General features: G+C 64.7%; 12 protein-coding genes and 1 pseudogene. 9 read left to right on the top strand and 4 right to left on the bottom strand.

The window, feature by feature from the left end; translation table 11 throughout:
* Positions 1 to 31: 31 nt before the first annotated feature.
* Positions 32 to 325, bottom strand: a complete 294-nt coding sequence (locus UO65_RS37620) for a hypothetical protein (RefSeq protein ID WP_110080852.1) — start codon at positions 323 to 325, stop codon at positions 32 to 34.
* 715 nt (positions 326 to 1,040) lie between these two features.
* Between UO65_RS37620 and UO65_RS26805 the strand changes: the two genes are divergently transcribed.
* The 5 genes and pseudogenes from UO65_RS26805 to UO65_RS35100 all read left to right on the top strand — a co-directional run.
* Complete coding sequence (locus UO65_RS26805; RefSeq protein WP_052021824.1) at positions 1,041 to 1,916, top strand: tyrosine-type recombinase/integrase; 876 nt, start codon at positions 1,041 to 1,043, stop codon at positions 1,914 to 1,916.
* A 130-nt stretch (positions 1,917 to 2,046) separates the two neighbouring features.
* Positions 2,047 to 3,381, top strand: coding sequence for a hypothetical protein (locus UO65_RS38375; protein ID WP_233427853.1), 1,335 nt, complete (start codon positions 2,047 to 2,049; stop codon positions 3,379 to 3,381).
* Positions 3,382 to 3,753: 372 nt separating this feature from the next.
* A complete protein-coding gene (locus tag UO65_RS26790; RefSeq protein ID WP_152552298.1) occupies positions 3,754 to 4,761 on the top strand; it encodes a hypothetical protein in 1,008 nt (335 codons plus the stop codon).
* Positions 4,762 to 4,901: 140 nt separating this feature from the next.
* On the top strand, positions 4,902 to 6,881 hold the full coding sequence (locus tag UO65_RS26785) for an ATP-binding protein (RefSeq protein ID WP_233427854.1): 1,980 nt from the start codon (positions 4,902 to 4,904) through the stop codon (positions 6,879 to 6,881).
* 205 nt (positions 6,882 to 7,086) lie between these two features.
* Positions 7,087 to 7,302 (top strand): annotated as a pseudogene (locus UO65_RS35100) (helix-turn-helix domain-containing protein); the annotation flags it as partial.
* 57 nt (positions 7,303 to 7,359) lie between these two features.
* On the opposite strand, the gene UO65_RS37615 reads toward UO65_RS35100, so the two are convergent.
* Positions 7,360 to 7,608, bottom strand: a complete 249-nt coding sequence (locus UO65_RS37615) for a hypothetical protein (RefSeq protein WP_052021823.1) — start codon at positions 7,606 to 7,608, stop codon at positions 7,360 to 7,362.
* Between the two features lie 1,612 nt (positions 7,609 to 9,220).
* Here UO65_RS37615 and UO65_RS26770 point away from each other — a divergent pair.
* The 4 genes from UO65_RS26770 (at position 9,221) to UO65_RS36240 (ending at position 14,667) form a co-directional block, all read left to right on the top strand.
* Positions 9,221 to 11,626, top strand: a complete 2,406-nt coding sequence (locus UO65_RS26770; protein WP_161784519.1) for an RNaseH domain-containing protein — start codon at positions 9,221 to 9,223, stop codon at positions 11,624 to 11,626.
* Between the two features lie 84 nt (positions 11,627 to 11,710).
* Complete coding sequence (locus UO65_RS26765; protein WP_152552297.1) at positions 11,711 to 12,991, top strand: hypothetical protein; 1,281 nt, start codon at positions 11,711 to 11,713, stop codon at positions 12,989 to 12,991.
* Between the two features lie 534 nt (positions 12,992 to 13,525).
* Positions 13,526 to 14,188: a hypothetical protein gene (locus UO65_RS36245; RefSeq protein ID WP_152552296.1), complete on the top strand. Its 663-nt coding sequence runs from the start codon at positions 13,526 to 13,528 to the stop codon at positions 14,186 to 14,188.
* The gene (locus UO65_RS36240; protein ID WP_161784518.1) at positions 14,185 to 14,667 is read left to right on the top strand and encodes a hypothetical protein; all 483 of its coding nucleotides are present in this window, start codon (positions 14,185 to 14,187) and stop codon (positions 14,665 to 14,667) included. Before UO65_RS36245 ends, UO65_RS36240 begins: the two co-directional genes overlap by 4 nt.
* A gap of 630 nt (positions 14,668 to 15,297) precedes the next feature.
* Here UO65_RS36240 and UO65_RS26760 read toward each other — a convergent pair.
* Both UO65_RS26760 and UO65_RS26755 read right to left on the bottom strand, forming a co-directional pair.
* Positions 15,298 to 15,678 carry a hypothetical protein gene (locus UO65_RS26760; protein WP_035287773.1) on the bottom strand — a complete coding sequence of 127 codons (381 nt, stop codon included), beginning with the start codon at positions 15,676 to 15,678 and terminating at the stop codon, positions 15,298 to 15,300.
* A gap of 42 nt (positions 15,679 to 15,720) precedes the next feature.
* Positions 15,721 to 16,710: a hypothetical protein gene (locus tag UO65_RS26755; protein WP_052021821.1), complete on the bottom strand. Its 990-nt coding sequence runs from the start codon at positions 16,708 to 16,710 to the stop codon at positions 15,721 to 15,723.
* Between the last annotated feature and the right edge of the window lie 32 nt (positions 16,711 to 16,742).

Genomic DNA, 16,742 nt, shown 5'->3' with positions numbered 1-16,742 from the left:
ATCAGCCGATCCGCCATACCGGTCATCCCACTCAGACCTTTCCCAGCCACCTGACCGCTCCCGACGGGACGAACCCCTCAAGCAGGACCTCTTCCGAGTTCTCCGCCAGTCGATTCGCGGTGGCGCCCCGGATGCCCCCCGCGGCACAGGCCGCCTGCGTCGAGGCGTCGATCACCCGACCGCCGAACTCGTCGAGGTCGATCCGCACCGCCCTGCCCTCGTTCCACTCCTCCAGGACGCCCACGTCCTTCGTCGTGGAAATGTACCGCGACGTGAAACCGGGCTTGCTGCCGTTGGAGACGCGCCCGCCGGGCAGGCAGCTCATGTTCGGGTTCTTCGCCCTCACCCCTCGGCCGGTCGTCGGCGGAGTCGAGGTTGCGATAGACGACATTGCGACCGGATCCGCTGTCGCCCGCAGCCTTGGTGGCGCTGTTGCCGCTGCCGGCCTTCGGAGACGGTTTCGGGGTCGGCCACCTTGGCGTTGTCGATCGCCGTGTCATGGGGGCTGTAGACGCGGACGACGAACCACCAGTCGCAGATGGCGGTGTCGGATGGAAGGGGCGAAAGCGGAGATCGCAACGCGCTTGACCCGACGACAAGTGCACCGAGCCGACCGCAGTGAACGTCAACCGAGAGTGTTGATTTACGTTTCCCCAGGTCAGGCCGTGATCGGGGCACGTCTGGGGGTCAAGGGGTCGCAGGTTCGAATCCTGTCAGCCCGACGGTCAGAGGAGTCTTCGCAGGTGAGAGCCTGCAAAGACTCCTCTTTTTTGATCTTGGGATGGGCTTCCACACCGAGCACAGCGCTCGGTGCCACCTTTACCTTGAGGGTTGGACCATGTCCTACGAGCCCGAGCCGCCCCTGCCCGCCGACCCGACGTGGTCACGCTTCGTGATCTCGTGGGACCGTCACTTGCGGTCGGGACAACAAGCCGAAATCGACCCGCTACAACTACGAACTCGCGGTCACGCAATTCGCCGACTTCTACCACTGGCTTTCCGACGGGGCGCCCTGGGAGGCCGCTCCGCTGCGGGGTGCGGTGGAGGAGAAGGCACGGGAATGGTGGGAGGACTGGGAGACCCGGTTCGCCGACATCGACATCCACGCCGCGGCCGAAGACCCGTGTGAGGTGACCAAGGAACACGTCCAGGAGTTCGTGTACTGGATGCTGTTCACCCGGTCGGCCTCGACCGCTCAGAACAAGTTCAAGGTCACCAAGCAGTTCTTTGGGTACCTCGAGGACGACGACGAGATCGAACTGTCCCCGTTCGCCAGGCTCAAGCTGCCGAAGAAGGGCATCACGCTCACCCCGATCCTCACCGACGAGGAGGCCGAGGCGATCATCACCCACTGCTCGGGGAAGGATTTCGTCGCGGTTCGCAACCGGGCGATGATCGAGACCTTCCTCGACACCGCCCTGCGGTGCTCGGAACTGGCCCACATGCAGGTGTCCTCGGTCGACCTGCGCTTGGACCGGATCAAGGTGACGGGCAAGGGCGCCAAGGAGCGCATCGTCACCTTCGGCGACCTCGCCGGGCGGGCGCTGTCGAAGTACGACCGGATGCGGTCGAAGAAGCCGGGGGCGAACCTGGAGTACTTCTGGTTGGATGAGACCGGCACCAAGCCGTTGACGATCTCCGGGATCAAGAGCCTGCTGCGGCGACTTGGCGAGGCGCTGGGCATTGAGAAGCTTTACCCGCACATGTTCCGCCACACGTTCTGCCACAACTGGCTGTTGCACGGTGGCTCAGAGACCGGTCTGATGACCCTGTGCGGGTGGTCGACCCGCACGATGGTCGAGCACTACGCCCGCATCGCCGCCCAGACCCGCGCCCTGGCCGAGCACAAGCGTCTCGGCATCCGCAACCTCAGCGGCTTCCGCCCGGAGACCCGGCCCGACCTCATCGCCTCCTGACCACCCCAGGCCACTGCGACCGGGGAACCTTCCCCCAGTCGCGGTGGCTCCGGGCGGGCACCGGTCCGGCGCTGAACCGGTGCCCGCTGCGGATCGCACCCCCTGCACCGGGCGGCCTAGGCTGTCCGACATGGTTGATCAGGACCGTGTCGCGCGCAGGGTGAAGCTGGACATGAGCGTGGTGATCGAGGTCATGGACGCTGAGGCGCTCACCCGAGATGCCATCGCCGAGATCTCCACCACCGAGTTCGGCGGCCGTCCCGGCCGCACCCCAGAGCAGGAGCGCGACGAGTACATCGCCGAGGTCACCCGCGACCTGGCCATCGCGGTGCGGTGGCACGCCGACCCCATGGCGACCATCGACCACCCCGGCGCCGTCCTCGTCGAGAGCAGCTGCGGGGCGGTTGAGCTCGACGAGGACGGCGTGCCTCTGGTCAAGGGCCCGAACTTCGACGCCCTGTTCGAGGTCTGCCACTGCGCGAAGCAGGGCTGCGAGCGATGCGAGGACTTCCAGGTCACACCGCGCACCGCCGACGCCCTGCACAACGCGCTGACCTACCAGGCCGACCTGGCCTACGACGACGTCCTCGAACACGGCGACGACCCGGTGGACGACGACTTCTGGAACCTGTTCGACGAGTACCCCCGCATCACCCACCGCCAAGACGCCCTCTGGCGCCGCCAAGCCGCCCGCGCCTTCGACGACCTCGCCGCCGACCTCGCCCAAGGCCACTGGCCCCACCCCCACTGCCCCGCCGAGGAAATGGCCCTACACCTGGCCCTGCGCTGGGCCGAATCCGCCCTCACCGACGGCATCATCACCCCCTACCAGTCCACCACCGAACCCCACCGCGACGACCACGACTGGGGCATGCTCCTGGAAGTACTCGTCCAGGACACCGACATCCTCAACCTCTTCCACGTCGACATCGACGGCATCGAAGACCCCACCTCCGAGCCGAACCAGTTCATCGGAATGGGCGACTACCGCCCCGCGGCCTGGTTCACCGCTTCGACAACATGGACGGCCGCGACCCCCGACGCCCCTTCCGACGCTGACCTGGATGGCACTCGACCATTCTTCCCGCAACCACCATGTGCGACTGAGGAATGCTTGGTGCCGGCATTCCCGCCTACTGCCGACGGCTTGGCCGGGGCGGTGCCATCCGTGCGCTGTCCTGGGAACATGGACCCACTGACCCCAGGACAACGCACGCTGCGAGCCCAAATCGCCGCGCACACCTCGTCGCAGAACACCGAAGACCGTGTCGCCCGCAGCGCACCAGCCCGACAAGCTGCCCTCGACCGCTTCGACAAGCAAGTCGACCCCGACGGCACCCTGCCCATCGCTGAACGCATCCGACGCGCCCAAAGCGCCCGCAGAGCCTACTTCCGGGCCTTGGCGCTCAAGTCGTCAACCTGGGTAAAGCGGACACAGGCGGTTCCGACTGTGTGGTCGTCGTAGTTGACGCACATCGTGGACCTGGAAGCACTCGGGCATCTGGGCGTAAATCATGCGCTCACGTTCGATCCGCGCAGGAACACCAGGCCGGTCAAGGACTGCTCAACCAGGGCCACTGTGGCGTCCAGCGTCGCCCGTCCGCTACGCAACCGTCGACCGGCCTGTGCTGTTCGTGACACCAGGAGATCAATTTGCAAGGCCGAACGGAACGAGCCATACTTTCCGCCAGGTGTTGCAGACGCCTCGTCGGTGCCGCGCCCGGTAAGCGGCACCATCGGACGAAACGGCCTCGCCGTCTGAGCTTCAAATGAACAACCGTGGGCTACGTGGTTATTTCTACCCGCGGCATACCGGGCCCTGGCGCCGGGGAGATCCATGACTGATGCACGTAAGCACCGTCGATACTTCGAACAGCGCATCTCCTATACCGGGGAGACTCGTGCTCAAGCCGTTCAGTGTGCTCGTGCCAATGATGCAGATGTGCCGTTGATTCCGCCAGCAGCCACCTTTGCCCAAGCCGACTTCGAGGCCAATGTTCTGCGCGCCCTCGGCAAGTCGATGCTGTCGGGCGCACGAGTCGGTCAGCCTCAACAGCTCGGCGTGGACCGAGGAGCCTTCGGAATCATTGCGAGCCTGCCCACCCGCAACGGTTTGACCCTGGTGCCTAGTAGGCACCCGGCGACATTCAGCGAGTTCGTTGCCCGCCTGATCACCGTCTATGACCAAGCCGCCAACACCGCCCACGGGGTGAGCGGACTGCGGCTGCGCTTCACGCACTCGAACACCGTCTTGGTCGACACGATCAGAGGTGCACGGATCACAATCCGGGGTACACGGAAAAGCGATTGGGAAGCCGCCATTGCCGACAACCTTGATGAGGAGAGTCCGTCGAGTCTGCGCGCGGTCGTCGACCCCGATGACACTAGTGTAAATGACTGCTACATCAACTCCGACCGACTCAATCCAGACATCCCCCAAGACCACGTGGCCGCACACCTGCTCAGCGGCATCCTGCGCCGCGCACGGTTGTTCCACACCTCGGACGAACTCAACTTCGTCGACCTATGGGACAATACCCGGGACGACTCCACGGAAATCCAGGTCGAGTGGTCTGGCTTGCTTCCTCATGGAGAGGTCATCGATCGGATCGTTGACCCGGTCTTCGGTCTCGCGTTCCGTTTCAACGACACCGGTATTTTCTCCTGCGTATGCGACCCGTGCCTGTACCTTTACTACGACATCCCCCTCTACCATGCCGAGGAAGATGCGGTAATCCACCTGCGTCGTAGCGACCTCTACGATGCAGGACCAAGCCCTCGCAAGGTGTGCCAGACACGAGGACGCGGGCCACTCGTGGACCAGCGCATGAACCGCTGGCAATAGTCGTCCTGCGTACGCCTTCGCCGCCCGCGGTGACCGCCAGATGGACTTGCGGTAGGTGCTTGCGTGACAGCGCGGCCGTGCGGACAGCGCTGGAATCGCCGCGCGGACGTGGCCTGTTGCAGAATGAGCACGTGAAGTGGATGCCGTTGCAGACCGGTCGTGACCAGCTCGACGACTACGCCAAGGCGCGGCCGTTGGACGCGCTGGCCGAGTTGGTGTGGAACGCGCTTGACGCCGAGGCCACCGAGATCGACGTCGAGATCGAGAGCGCGTCCACCGGCATCGGCGGCGGCGACCTGCGCATCGTGCGCAGGATCTCGGTCTCCGACAACGGACACGGCATGGACCATGAGCGCGCTGAGTCGGCGTTCAAGTCCTTGGGCGACTCCTGGAAGAAGAGTCTCAACGGCCGGACCGTCAACGACAAGCGCGCCCTGCATGGCAGCCAGGGCAAGGGCAGGCTGTACGTCTACAGCCTCGGGTACAAGGCCACATGGAGCTCGGTGGCGCAGCACGGTGAAGGCAGGCAGCGGGTGACGGTCATGGCCGACTTGGCCCGCATGGCCGGGTTCTCCATCAGCGACCCGGCACCGACCTCCGAACCGACCGGCACCCTGGTCTCGATCCTGGTGGAGGAGCAACGCAACCTCTCGGCGCTGGTACGCGACGACGTCGCCGCGCAGCTGACCGCCCGCCTCGCCGGGCACCTGCTGGCCAACCAGGACATCACCGTCACCCTCAACGGCGCAACCCTGAACCCCACGGTCCTGATGGAGGGCGACCCCACCGAGATCGTTCTCACCCCCGAGGCCGCGGAGGCCTCAGCCCAACAGACGCAGCCGCCCACCTTGGTCATCGTGGACTGGAACGACGAGATGCGGACCGCCCCCGGACTCGTACTGTGCAACGAGGACCGGATGGCCCTCATCGAGCTGGACAAGACGGCTCCGCAGTCGCCGGTGCGTTCCACTGGCTACCTGTGCTGGGCCGGGTTCAGCCAGTCGCGGATCGACCTCGCCGTGGCGCGGATGAAGTACCCCGAGCTGATCAGCGAGGCGACCCACCAGTACACCGAACACGTCAAGGCCCGCACTGGCGCGGTCACCGCAGGCATCGTCGACCGGCTCAAGAACGAGCAGTCCTACCCGTTCGATCAAGAGGTCTCCACCGACCCCATCCAGCGCACCGAGCGCGAGATGTTCGACCTGGTGGTGGTCTCGGCACGCCGCGTGCTCAACGCGGGCAGCAGGCAGCAGCGGGCGATGAGCGCACGCCTGCTGAAACTGGCCATGGAGGAACGGCCCGAAGGGCTGGACAAGATCCTCGCCGAGACCCTCGAGCTCAGCGCAGACGACCGCGACCAGCTCGCCGAGATGCTCCGCTACTCCTCCCTCGGCAACATCATCAACGCCGCCGCCGAGGTCACCCAGCGCCTGGACCTGATCGCCACGCTGCGCCACTTCCTCTACAGCACCCAGGCATCCCAGCGATTCCGTGAAGTCGACCAGCTACATCCGCTGGTCAAGGACAACCTGTGGCTGTTCGGCGAGGATTGGAGGCTCAGCCGCAGCGAGTCCAGCCTGACCACGGTCCTGCGCGACGCCCTGCACGAGGACGCGCTGGTAGAAGCCGACCTCCCCAGCGTGCAAGGGGCAGACGTCGAACGCGGCAACCGCAGGGTCGACTTGGTCCTTCAACGCACCGTTCGCTCCCCGGGAGGGCAGGACCGCCTCGTCGTCGAGCTCAAGCGCCCCAGCGTGAAGTTGGGGATCAAAGAGCTGCAGCAGGTCCAAGGGTATGCGCGAACCCTGAGCAAGCACCCCGGAGTGGGCCAGACGAAGTGGACCTTTTGGCTCGTCGGCTCCTCCTGGGACGCCGACGAGTTGGAGGACCAGCTCAACCAGCGCGACCGGGCGGTCGGGCACGTCGCCGCCGCCCCCACCTACGACATCTGGGTCACCACGTGGGGCAAGCTGCTCGACGAGGCCCAACGCCGGCTGGACTTCTACCGCGAGCAACTCGGCTACGACATCAGCCAAGACGCGGCAGTAGCGAAAGTCCGCGCCCGGCACGGCCTCCTCGTTCCACCCGCCGAGCAGCAGCAGACCGACAAGAAGTAGCCAAAGATTGTCAAGACGACCCCGCGGTTATGCATACCATTGGAAACCGTGCAAGCTTTAAGCGCTGCGCTCGCCAGTAGCGCTGGAGTGCCCCCTCTCTCGCGAAAAGCCCGCTACAAGACCGGTGGGACAACGAAAATGGACCGTCAACGTTGTTTCGCAACCCGGTGGATGGTCGCTATGGCGAGTGGTTGATCATGCCCCTGTGCAGGTGATCTCGGCATCGCGCCCGGAATGGATTCTCCCGTTCACCGGGTTGCGGCCCGCCCAGTTCCGTAAGCTCGTGCGGGTGGTCGCCGCGTGAGGAGGCGATGACACTGCCGACGGGCGCCCCGGCAGGCAGTGGGCGCTGGGCCTGGCCGACCGGGTGCTGCTCGTGGCCACCTACTGGCGCACGAACCTGCGCATGCGCCAGATCGGGCGTTCGGTGCGATCGCCCTTACCAGTCCAGGCACAGCACGGTGGCATCGTCTTGGAGTTAACGGCGGCAGGCGTGCCGCACCGCCTTGGTCATCGCCCGCACCACCTCCCGAGAGTGCAGTCCCGCAGGGTTGCGGATCACCGCGGGCAGGTCGGCGACGTCGTGGTCGACCATGCCATGGGTGAGCTGCACCAGGCAGTCACCGGGGCGAAGGTTCAACCGCTGCGTCCGGCACTGGTGCGAGGTAGGGCCGAAGAGCGGGTCGGCCTCCAACTCGGTCGGCTCCACCACGCCGTCGCGCAGCAACAGTGCGCGGTGACCGGCTCGACCGCTCCGGTGTATAGGTCCATGCGCAGCAGTAACCCGGTCGCCAACGATCCCCGGCGGTGCTCGGGCAGCGCCTGGTTGGCTTACCACGTCTGCTCGGCCAAGCCGTGACCGGCTCGGCGGGTCCTGCGCAGCGCGAGCCGATGATGCCGCCGCGCTGGCGCACCTCCAACAACAAAGCGTCTTATGAACTACGACTGCCACGATCCGGTGAACAAGACGCCGAGAGCAGATGCCACCCGGGCAGAGGCGTGACCGACTGCCGCAGTCCGGGTGGCTAAACAGCCTGGCACCCACCCCACGCCTGGGGTCGAGCCAGCCCTGATGCCTGGGGTGCGATCCGGGGTCGCAGGTCGTGCTGCTCGGAGGCAGTGAATCTATATGCCAGCAGAGTGAACGTCTGTGACTGAACATGCCGATTCGGTCCCGGCGTTGGTGGTCATCCAGGGGTTAGTGCCCTGCGAGAGTCTTGGGCAGCAGCGGCGGTAACGGCGGCCGTGATCCGGGTGGTCCAGCAGGAACGACGGATCAATCGAACGAGCCCCGTGCAGACTGTCCTCAACGGTGAGGCCCGCCCTCGTCAGCCCGAAGTATGTTGTACACTTGCGGCGGTCAGACGACGGCCTTACTGCTCAGAGATCTCCGGGATGGGTCTCGACATAGCGGTTGAAGGGGTTCTGAACTCCCGTCACAGAAGATTGGTTTCACGGCACTATGCGGATCTCGATTGCGCCGACCCGGAGGCGGAACGGGAGACGACTGTGCCCTCTGCCCACCTTGCGATCCTTGGCGCGCTTCCACGCGCCGCAGTAGTGGCGATCGCCCACGTGCCCATCTTGGTCGTGGTCTTCTGCACCGCACCCCTTTGGCTCTTGGCCGTTCTGCGTCCGGCCACCCACGGGGAACTGGCGCTACGGCTGCTCGTCGAACTCCGCACGTGGAGCCGCGACGTGGTGCGATCCCGATGAGCAGGGACGCACTCAAGCAGGCGATTCGCACACGGGTGAGGAACACCGGGGAACCGCACCAGGAGGTCCGACGACTGATCGCGGGTATCGGCAAAGCGCCTTTGCTGCCGGAAGCCGGGTCGGCTGGGCAACGGCACCTGGAGTCGGTGGTGATGCACCGCTTGCTGGTGAAGGCCAGTGACCGATGGCAGGCTGGGTCGGATCACCCATTCTTTGTCTGCCGGGTGTCGCCGTCGCCAACGGGACTGACCCTCAACGTCGTCGAAGATTCCGAAGCCAGCGTCATGCGCGCCCTGACCGCCCTCGGCGAGGACCCTCTCCACGCTCTTGTCCTCCAGCAGACCATGAAGGGCCACGCGCGGCTAGTCACGGAGGAAGCCTCGGTAGAGTTCCGGTGCTCGTGGCCGTCTCTGATGTCCGAATTCAGCAGCCACTCTGGGCCGTCCACGATACCATTGGATGTTGCCTGCCCTCCGTGGCCACAAGACGTCGTCTCCGTATTGAGTGGGCTACTCCGCCGGGCCGCGCTGTTCTCCCAGCCCGATTCGCTGAGTTGGCTGTTCGACTGGCACGACTGGTTGGCTGGACCCAGATCGGCGAGGTGCCCCCGGCCACCCGGCCAGTTGACCGAAGAACTGATCGACGCGAAGCACGGATTGCAGTCGGACCTGTTCGCAGTCCTCGGCTTGGATCAAAGGCCGCGCGTATCGACTCCCCTGGCAGCTACGCCCGCCAATACGGTGATGCCGAGACCTACCGAGGGGTCCTCCCGGTACAACAGCCTTGTGGTCAGTGTCCTGCGACTCGACCCGAACAGCCCCATCACACACCAATACCACCTGTTGTCCTTCCCACCGAAGTGGCAAGAAGCGCTCCAGTGGGCCTGGAAGGACCACGACACCCTGAACCAAGCGATCGAGGTTGTGCTCCCTGACTGCGTCGTGGTGGGCCGCGGCCTCGCCGCCGAAGAGGGATGGCTGCTCGCACGAGATCCCGTTGACCTGAATGCGGTCCACCAGGTGGTCATCGCCTGGGTCGCGGCAAGGAATGCTCCTGCGGAACGGGTCCGCAGCACCATCGCGGAACTGGACCGCCGCGACCTGGCGTGGTCCCCGGTCGACATCCGCGAGGACATACCGTTCACCATGCTGCGCGCCGCGATCCAGATGGAGATCGCCCACGCACTGTCCCGCCCTGGTACCAGCGCACCTTCCACCGGCCTGACATTCAGGCCGTGCCTCACCACCACCGGAGTGGGTCTCCTGTCCTGGCCTCCCGACCAGGGGCCGTTCTCCGTGCGGATCGACATCGCGGTGCACACCAGGCCCTTCACCAAAGAACCGTTCGTTCACCTTCGCTTCGCCACTACGCGATGGCAGTACAGGGCAGGCTGGCCCACCTATGGCAGAGTCACCCCCATCGCCTATCTGGCACCAGTGGGCAGCCCACACCAAACGTCGTATCTCGGACGCGCACGTCTGGAAAAGATCTTCCATGCGGGTTCGGTGACAAATCGCGCAAGGTGGCACAAACCGGTCGCCGACGTGCTGGCCCGCCTCGGCCAGCTGGGCCGGTTGCTTGACGCACAGGATGTGATCGAGCATCCTGTGGAACACCAAGCCTCGGTCGCTGTCGCGCACACCAAGCGCAGTATCGGTTGGCATCCGGTCAGCGACGGTCTCTCCGGCGGCGACCGCCACCACCTCCTGTCCTGGGTCGCAGGGCAGCTCTCGCCGCGACTGCGGCTTGTGGATTCACTACCGCGCCAAAGGCTTTCGGTGCGACGAGGCACGAGGCAGAGCAGGAACGGGACCGTCACGCCGGAGGCACTGCGCGCCACCCTCGGTCCACGCCTCGACATCGAGCTGTTCATCGGTTCCGACGCGAACACCGAGCACGCCCTGAACCGGCTCACCGAGCGCTTGGGCATCCGGCAGCTGGGCCCAGGCGACCTGGACACCTCGGTGGATCTCGGCCCGATCTCAGTGCACGTGCGACGCCTGGACACCTCACAGCTCGCCGAGCTGGATCAAGCTGCGAATCCCACAATCACATTGATCGAATCTTCCTGGTCGCGGTCGTCACAGCCGGTCCGAGATCTGGCCATCTCAGGCCGTATCGCCAGGCTGGTGGATGCGACCCCACGGGAATCAGCACCGAACGACCACCACAACCGTGCACGGTTCTCAAGCGCCGTGGATGACTTGCTCCGCCAGCTCGGTATCCGACCACTGGACCTGCCGCAGCCCGCTGCCCTGTTGAACTGCAATCCCGCGCTTCTGTCCATCTGGATAGCCCGCATCCCGCGGAAGCGCTTCGTGCCAATCGCTTTTCTTGCCGATCCCTCCGGACGGCGAGTCCAGGTGCGCACACCTCAGATGCACTGGCAGCCTCTGCACACCGCGGTGCTCGCCATCGCACGACAACAGGACTTCCCCCGGGCGGATTCGGCCCTCACAGGAAGCTTCATCGACGAAGTGGTGGCACACGCCGTCGCGGAGTACCCGGACACCCTCCTGCTCACGCACGCGCAGAACCTGCGCTCGCACTGGACAGCGATCCAGAACAGCACGCTGCTGGCAGACACGGTGGACTTCGGAACTGGACTTCGACCGGTCGGTTCGCTGCCGGGTTTGCGCCATGTGAGGGTGCGCACCGACGAACGGGCGGAGACACCGCAGTACTACGGGATCAACCTCAATGGCATCGGTCAGCCGACAGGATTATGGTCGCTGTCCGAACCCCGCCTCTTCGGCAGCACGAGCAACAAGCCCGCAACCCACACCGCTGCCGTGACCCGCAGCTCGAAGCTCATCCCCGTGGACAACCGCGAGATCGACCTGCGCCGTGAAGTGTGGAACGGACAACTCGTGGAATTGGTCGTTGCCAGCTTGCAGGAAGACGACAAACCCGCTCACTGGGCGGCCTTGACGCATGAGCTACGCGATGCGACGCCCTTCACCACGTGGACCACCACCCTGCCGTGGCCTTTGAACCTAGGGCTGGAGATCGAGCGGTACCTGCCATGACAGCTTGGGCCTAGTGGTGGGTCTGCTCCGCCCCCACTCCAAACACCCTCTTGGATGCCCCCGGATCGCCCTACTCTGGGCGACATGGCTTCCGGCAATGCGGCGGGCGGGACGGAGAACAATGACCGAATGGGGAACCCTCATCTGACGCGCGTGGTGTGGGACCGCGCCCACCGCCGGGTCGTCTCGGTCTGGGACGACGGTGCCCAGACCGAGAGCCGGCTTCCTGACCGGGCGGCTGTGGACGCGCTGATCCCGCGTGTGACCATCGACCTGGAGAACTGGTGTGCGCTGGCCGACCTCGCCGACGGGCAGCGGGTGGTCGTGGAAGCGGGCGGGCCGCAGTCGCCGTGGGTGCGCTGGCGGCGCCCGGTGGTCTACCTCGACCAGAACCTGTGGGTTCGGCTCACCCAAGCGGTCCACACCCCGCACAAGGTCTCCGAGACCGAACTGGCCGCCGCTGCCCAGGTCTTCGAGTGGGGACGCACGCTGCGCGTGGTGTTTCCGCTCTCCACTGGGCACTTGGCCGAGATAGGCCCGGCCCGGATCGAGTACCGCAGGACCCTGGTACCGACGATGCTGCACCTATCACGCGGCTGGCAGATGCGTGACATCAACGGCGTCCGCGCCGACGAACTGCGCGGCATGTTCAGCATGATCGGCGGCGCTGAGCACCCAGGCAGGTTCGCCGCATCCAACGTGATGACGCTCGATGAGGGTGCGCTCTTGGCCGCGTCCACCTCGGCCGAGAACCCCTTGGCGCCGGGGGACGGCCAAGTTCATCGTTTCGTTGCCTGGATCACCGCACACTACGGCGCGATGCTCGACCTAGAGGCCGTCGACAACACCCGAGGCACGGGCCTGGCTGCTCAGTGGGCAGCGATGTACCAGGAGTTCGCCACCCTTCTCCACACCAACCCAGCGGCCCGCGCTAATTCCCGCAAGCTCATACTGCGCCGCCAGCTGATGGATTACGCGCGCCAGGTCGAGCACGCGATCGACACCGCAGGCGTCGACCCCACCCTGGCCACCGCTTGGCTTGGCAGTGACAATGCCCCGGACAACTTCTCCGCGCTGCCGTTCGCAGGAACCCTCTACGAGGCCGTCCACGCCCGAGTCCGCAATCCCGGCGATGCCTGGAATGCCCACGACTTTGTCGACATGCACTACCTCAGCTGCGCCAGCGCCTACGCCAACATCGTAGTTTGTGAGAAAAAGGCCGCCGATTACCTCACCCGCGCCTGGCGTCGCCGAACCGGCGGAGCCAAGTTGTTCACCTCGCTGGCAGCACTGGTGGATAACCTCAACCCGCCGCCTGTGCCCGCCATCATTGCCACACCCCCACCCACCCAATACCACAGTTGAATACGGCTTAGTTGGGTCGGAAGCTGTTTCAACGGAACGCTCAGACATGTGCGCGGTCATCTACCGTTTGACGACGCACACCTCGCCGCGGCACTCGGCGAAATCGACCATGATGCCCGGAAGTCCGGGTTCACGATCGACGGGTGGGAGGGTTACATCAAAGACATCAACGAGTTCATCGAGAACATCAAAAAGACTAGTTAGCGGCACCCATCTGACTCACACACCGGCCGGTGCCATGAGCACGCTGAACTGGAGCCATGGCGGCTTTGACATCACTGACTCCAGCTCAGCGTGCGCTCCGGGCGTCGGCAGCAGCTGACGCTTCGTGGGCGAACACGGCGGACAGGGCAGCGCGTACCGCACCGGCGCGCCGGGCGATGTTGGCCCGCTTCGAGGACCAGGTCGACCCGGAGCGGAAACTGGACCCGCAGGAGCGCGAGCGTCGCGCGTTGTCGGCCCGGCGTGCGTACTTCCGCGGTCTGGCGTTGCGCAGCGCCCGTGTCCGTGCTCGCGGGCCCGTGCGATGAGGTGTTGGCAACGGCACTGAATGACTCTGCGATGCTTGCTTGGCTCAAGGGAACGCAAAGTTTCGCAGCATATCACCGAAAGCAATATCGTGAGGCATTGACGCTGACCAAAGCAGGTTTGCAAATTGCCAGAACGGACCATCAACGCATTCGCCTTCTCTCTAACGGTTTTGCCCGCGCCGCCGGAAAAATGGGCGATCGTCGTGCTGTTGATCGCGCCATCGGTGAAGCGTTGGATCTAGCAAGTACCGCCGATGGTCCAACCTACATGACCTCTTGTATTGATTTTGAACCGTACGGCTGGGCGCGTACCGCAGCTAATGCAGCAACGGCTTACCTTTCAGCGGGCGAGTACAGCAAGGCGCTTGCGTTGACAAAAGAATTGCGCCCCATTGTGGATGCCTCAGACTCAGACTGGAGTCGATCGCTCGTGAGCCTTGATGAGGCCACAGCACTGACGATGAGCGCCCGAGCCGATCTTGAGCAAGCTGCGGCAGTGGGCATGGAAGCCCTGGAACTATCAGCAGATAAGCCTATTGCCTCAGTAGGTACACGAGCCAACGAACTGGCAATAACTCTACAACGGCGCGGCAGAGGCTCAGCCAGCACTGACTTTTTCGAGGCCGTTCGGGAATGGCAGAAGCCATTGAAAGAAGCGAGACGGTGACCTTTCCTGTTGATCCGCCGCCCAGCCTTAACGACCCTGATATTATTCGTGCGCACGATTGGCAGGCTTTCATCCAACTTGATTCCATGGAGAATCATTGGTCTCGTCCAGACTGGCCAGAGGGGCGTCGATCGTTCCACTGGATGCTTTCGTTCCACAGCGATACCGTCGCGCAGGAGCTGGCTGGCCAGTGTCAAGCAAAACTTGCGCGCCCGGAACTCGATCTAGTTCCACTTGATGCACTGCACATAACTATTGGACGTGTAGCATTTATTGATAAATTATCCAGGAGAGTCATTCGGCAACTAATTGATGCAGCAAGTGAACAATGTGCGACTTTGACCGCTTTTGACCTTTCGCTCATTCCGCTGACGGGGTCGCGTGGCGCTCTCCGTTTCTCGGTGGCCCCATGGTCTCCTCTTCTAAGATTGCATCAACATTGGCAACATCCACGCAAGCAGCAACTGGCCCAGAAATAAATATGCGAACTGATTTGTTCAGGCCGCATCTCAGTATTGCTTACAGCAATACCAGTACCTACCTTGTTGCTTATTCTCCACCATCTCAGGAAAACTCTTCCGTGTCAACGGTTACTGCCGCCGCCCTATTGGTGGAATTGAGAAGAGAGAAGCAAACATACCGCTACGAGATATTGGATCGAATCTGTTTGCAAGCCAAGTAGCGGGTGCATCTCGATGCTCAACCCGATTGAGCTGGCCTCGGGCGCTAATGGCGCGCTAGCACGTCTTCGCTGGGCGAGGTCACGTCGTTGAAAAACCACTGGGTCACATCCATCACTACGCGCTTTCGGCCGCAACTTGAAGCGAACGAAGACCAGCTTGCGCGCAGCGACCTGAACGCCCACACCTCGTTGACGTGTCGGGCCTGCTGTGGTGGTGGGATAGGCGCAGCGAATATGTTCTCATTCGGTCGCGTGCTGCACTTCCGACTCCGTGGTTGGCGCGTGCCCAAGGATTGGCGGTGGCCGCAAACGCCTTCTACGAGGACCTTTACCCCGGGGCCTTGACCCAGTTGGACATCGTCTCTGAGGGGGTAGGTACCGGCGCCAAGGCATGGCGCACGTGGTTGACGACTGACCGGCAGACAGTTCAGCCGGTGGTGGCGTGATGGTGCTCGATGCGCTCGAAGATGTCGGCGTCGGTCTCGCGCTGCCATTGGGGAAGGTCGTTCCACTCGGCGATGTAGGACGGTTTGGGGTGGGGGATGCGCAGGTGGATCTGGCCTGTCCAGCAGGCCGCGACGAACTGGCTCTTCTGGGTGCGGGTGAGCTTGGCAGCGTTGCCGTCGGTAGCGTGCAGGAACGCGCGGACCTGCTCGTAGACCGCCGCTGCGGCGGTGCGTTCCCACTCGGGTGTGTCGTTCCAGCCGACCACGTAGCCTGCTTTGGGCTCGCCGGGGAAGTGCCGGTGGACACCAGCGATCCATGCTTCGCGGAAGATCCGGCCACCCTCAGCGGTATCTGCGGACACGCACTTCTCCTTGATCGGTACGAACAGCCTGCTCGCAGTGGTCTACGCGATGCCCGCGCGGGCGACGAACTCGCGCAGGCCCGGCAGCGCGGGCCCGGACGAGCGCAGTTGCCGGGTGAGTGTGTGTGCCCACGGGCGCAGCCGGACCTCCTGCGGGGCGGCCCGTTCGGCTTCCAGCAGGGCGTGGAATGCCTGTTCGCGCTTCCCCCAGGAGCCGTAGGCGAGTGCGACGTCCTCCCAGTAGCGCACGCGCCGCTCGGTGACGGTGATCTGCTCGGGCCGGATCGCGGTGGCGGCGCCGATGGCGGTGCCATAGTCGCCGAGCTTGCGGTGCACGCTGATCTCGTACAGCCGGAGGAAGCGGGCATCGGCCGCGGTTGAAGTCCGCGCTGTGACCATGGCGAGGCGGGCCGGGCGGGCGGCGCTGATGGCTTCGGCATGCAGGTCCAGTGCGGCCGAGCGGTCGCCGGCGGTGGCGGCGGTGTAGGCGCCGGTCTCCAGGAGCATCGCGTAGGCGGCTGCGCTGGCCGGTTTGGACAGGCCAACAGCTTCTTCGATTTTGCTGGCGGTGTTGACCACCAGGTCTTGTGCGTGGTCGGTCCGATCGAACCGGCGCAGTACGACCGCGCCCATCTGCGCGGCTTCGGCTTCCACGAGCAGGTCGCCGGATGCGCGGGAGGCGGAGATCGAGTGGTCGGACAGGCCGGTGGCCAGTCCGTCTTCGCCGAGGCGCAGAGCAAGCCAGGTGGCGTGCTTGTAGGCGCTGGCCACCAAGGCGTCGACCTGGCAGCGCTGGTCGGCGTCGACTGCGGCGGCGGTGGCCTGCGCGTACTGGATGACCTGCGGCAGCGTCCTGGCCAGTTCGGCGTACCGGCATGCTTGGTAATCGGCTTGGGCGCGGGTGACCAGGCGGCGCAGCCCGTCGACCGTCGAAGGCTGAGCGGACGGGGGCTGGGCGTCAGCGCGCGGCAGGCCGAGCAGCGCGGCCCCCGCGACGCCGAGCACCCCGGCCATCAACTCACGCCGCAGCACAACATCACCGCCATCCACAGCATCGGTCGGAA

Origin of the sequence: Actinokineospora spheciospongiae (assembly GCF_000564855.1) — a bacterium.
GTDB classification, from domain to species: Bacteria; Actinomycetota; Actinomycetes; order Mycobacteriales; family Pseudonocardiaceae; genus Actinokineospora; species Actinokineospora spheciospongiae.
The sequence above is the reverse complement of the archived record's forward strand: the minus strand, read 5'-3'. Positions and strand labels throughout refer to the sequence as shown.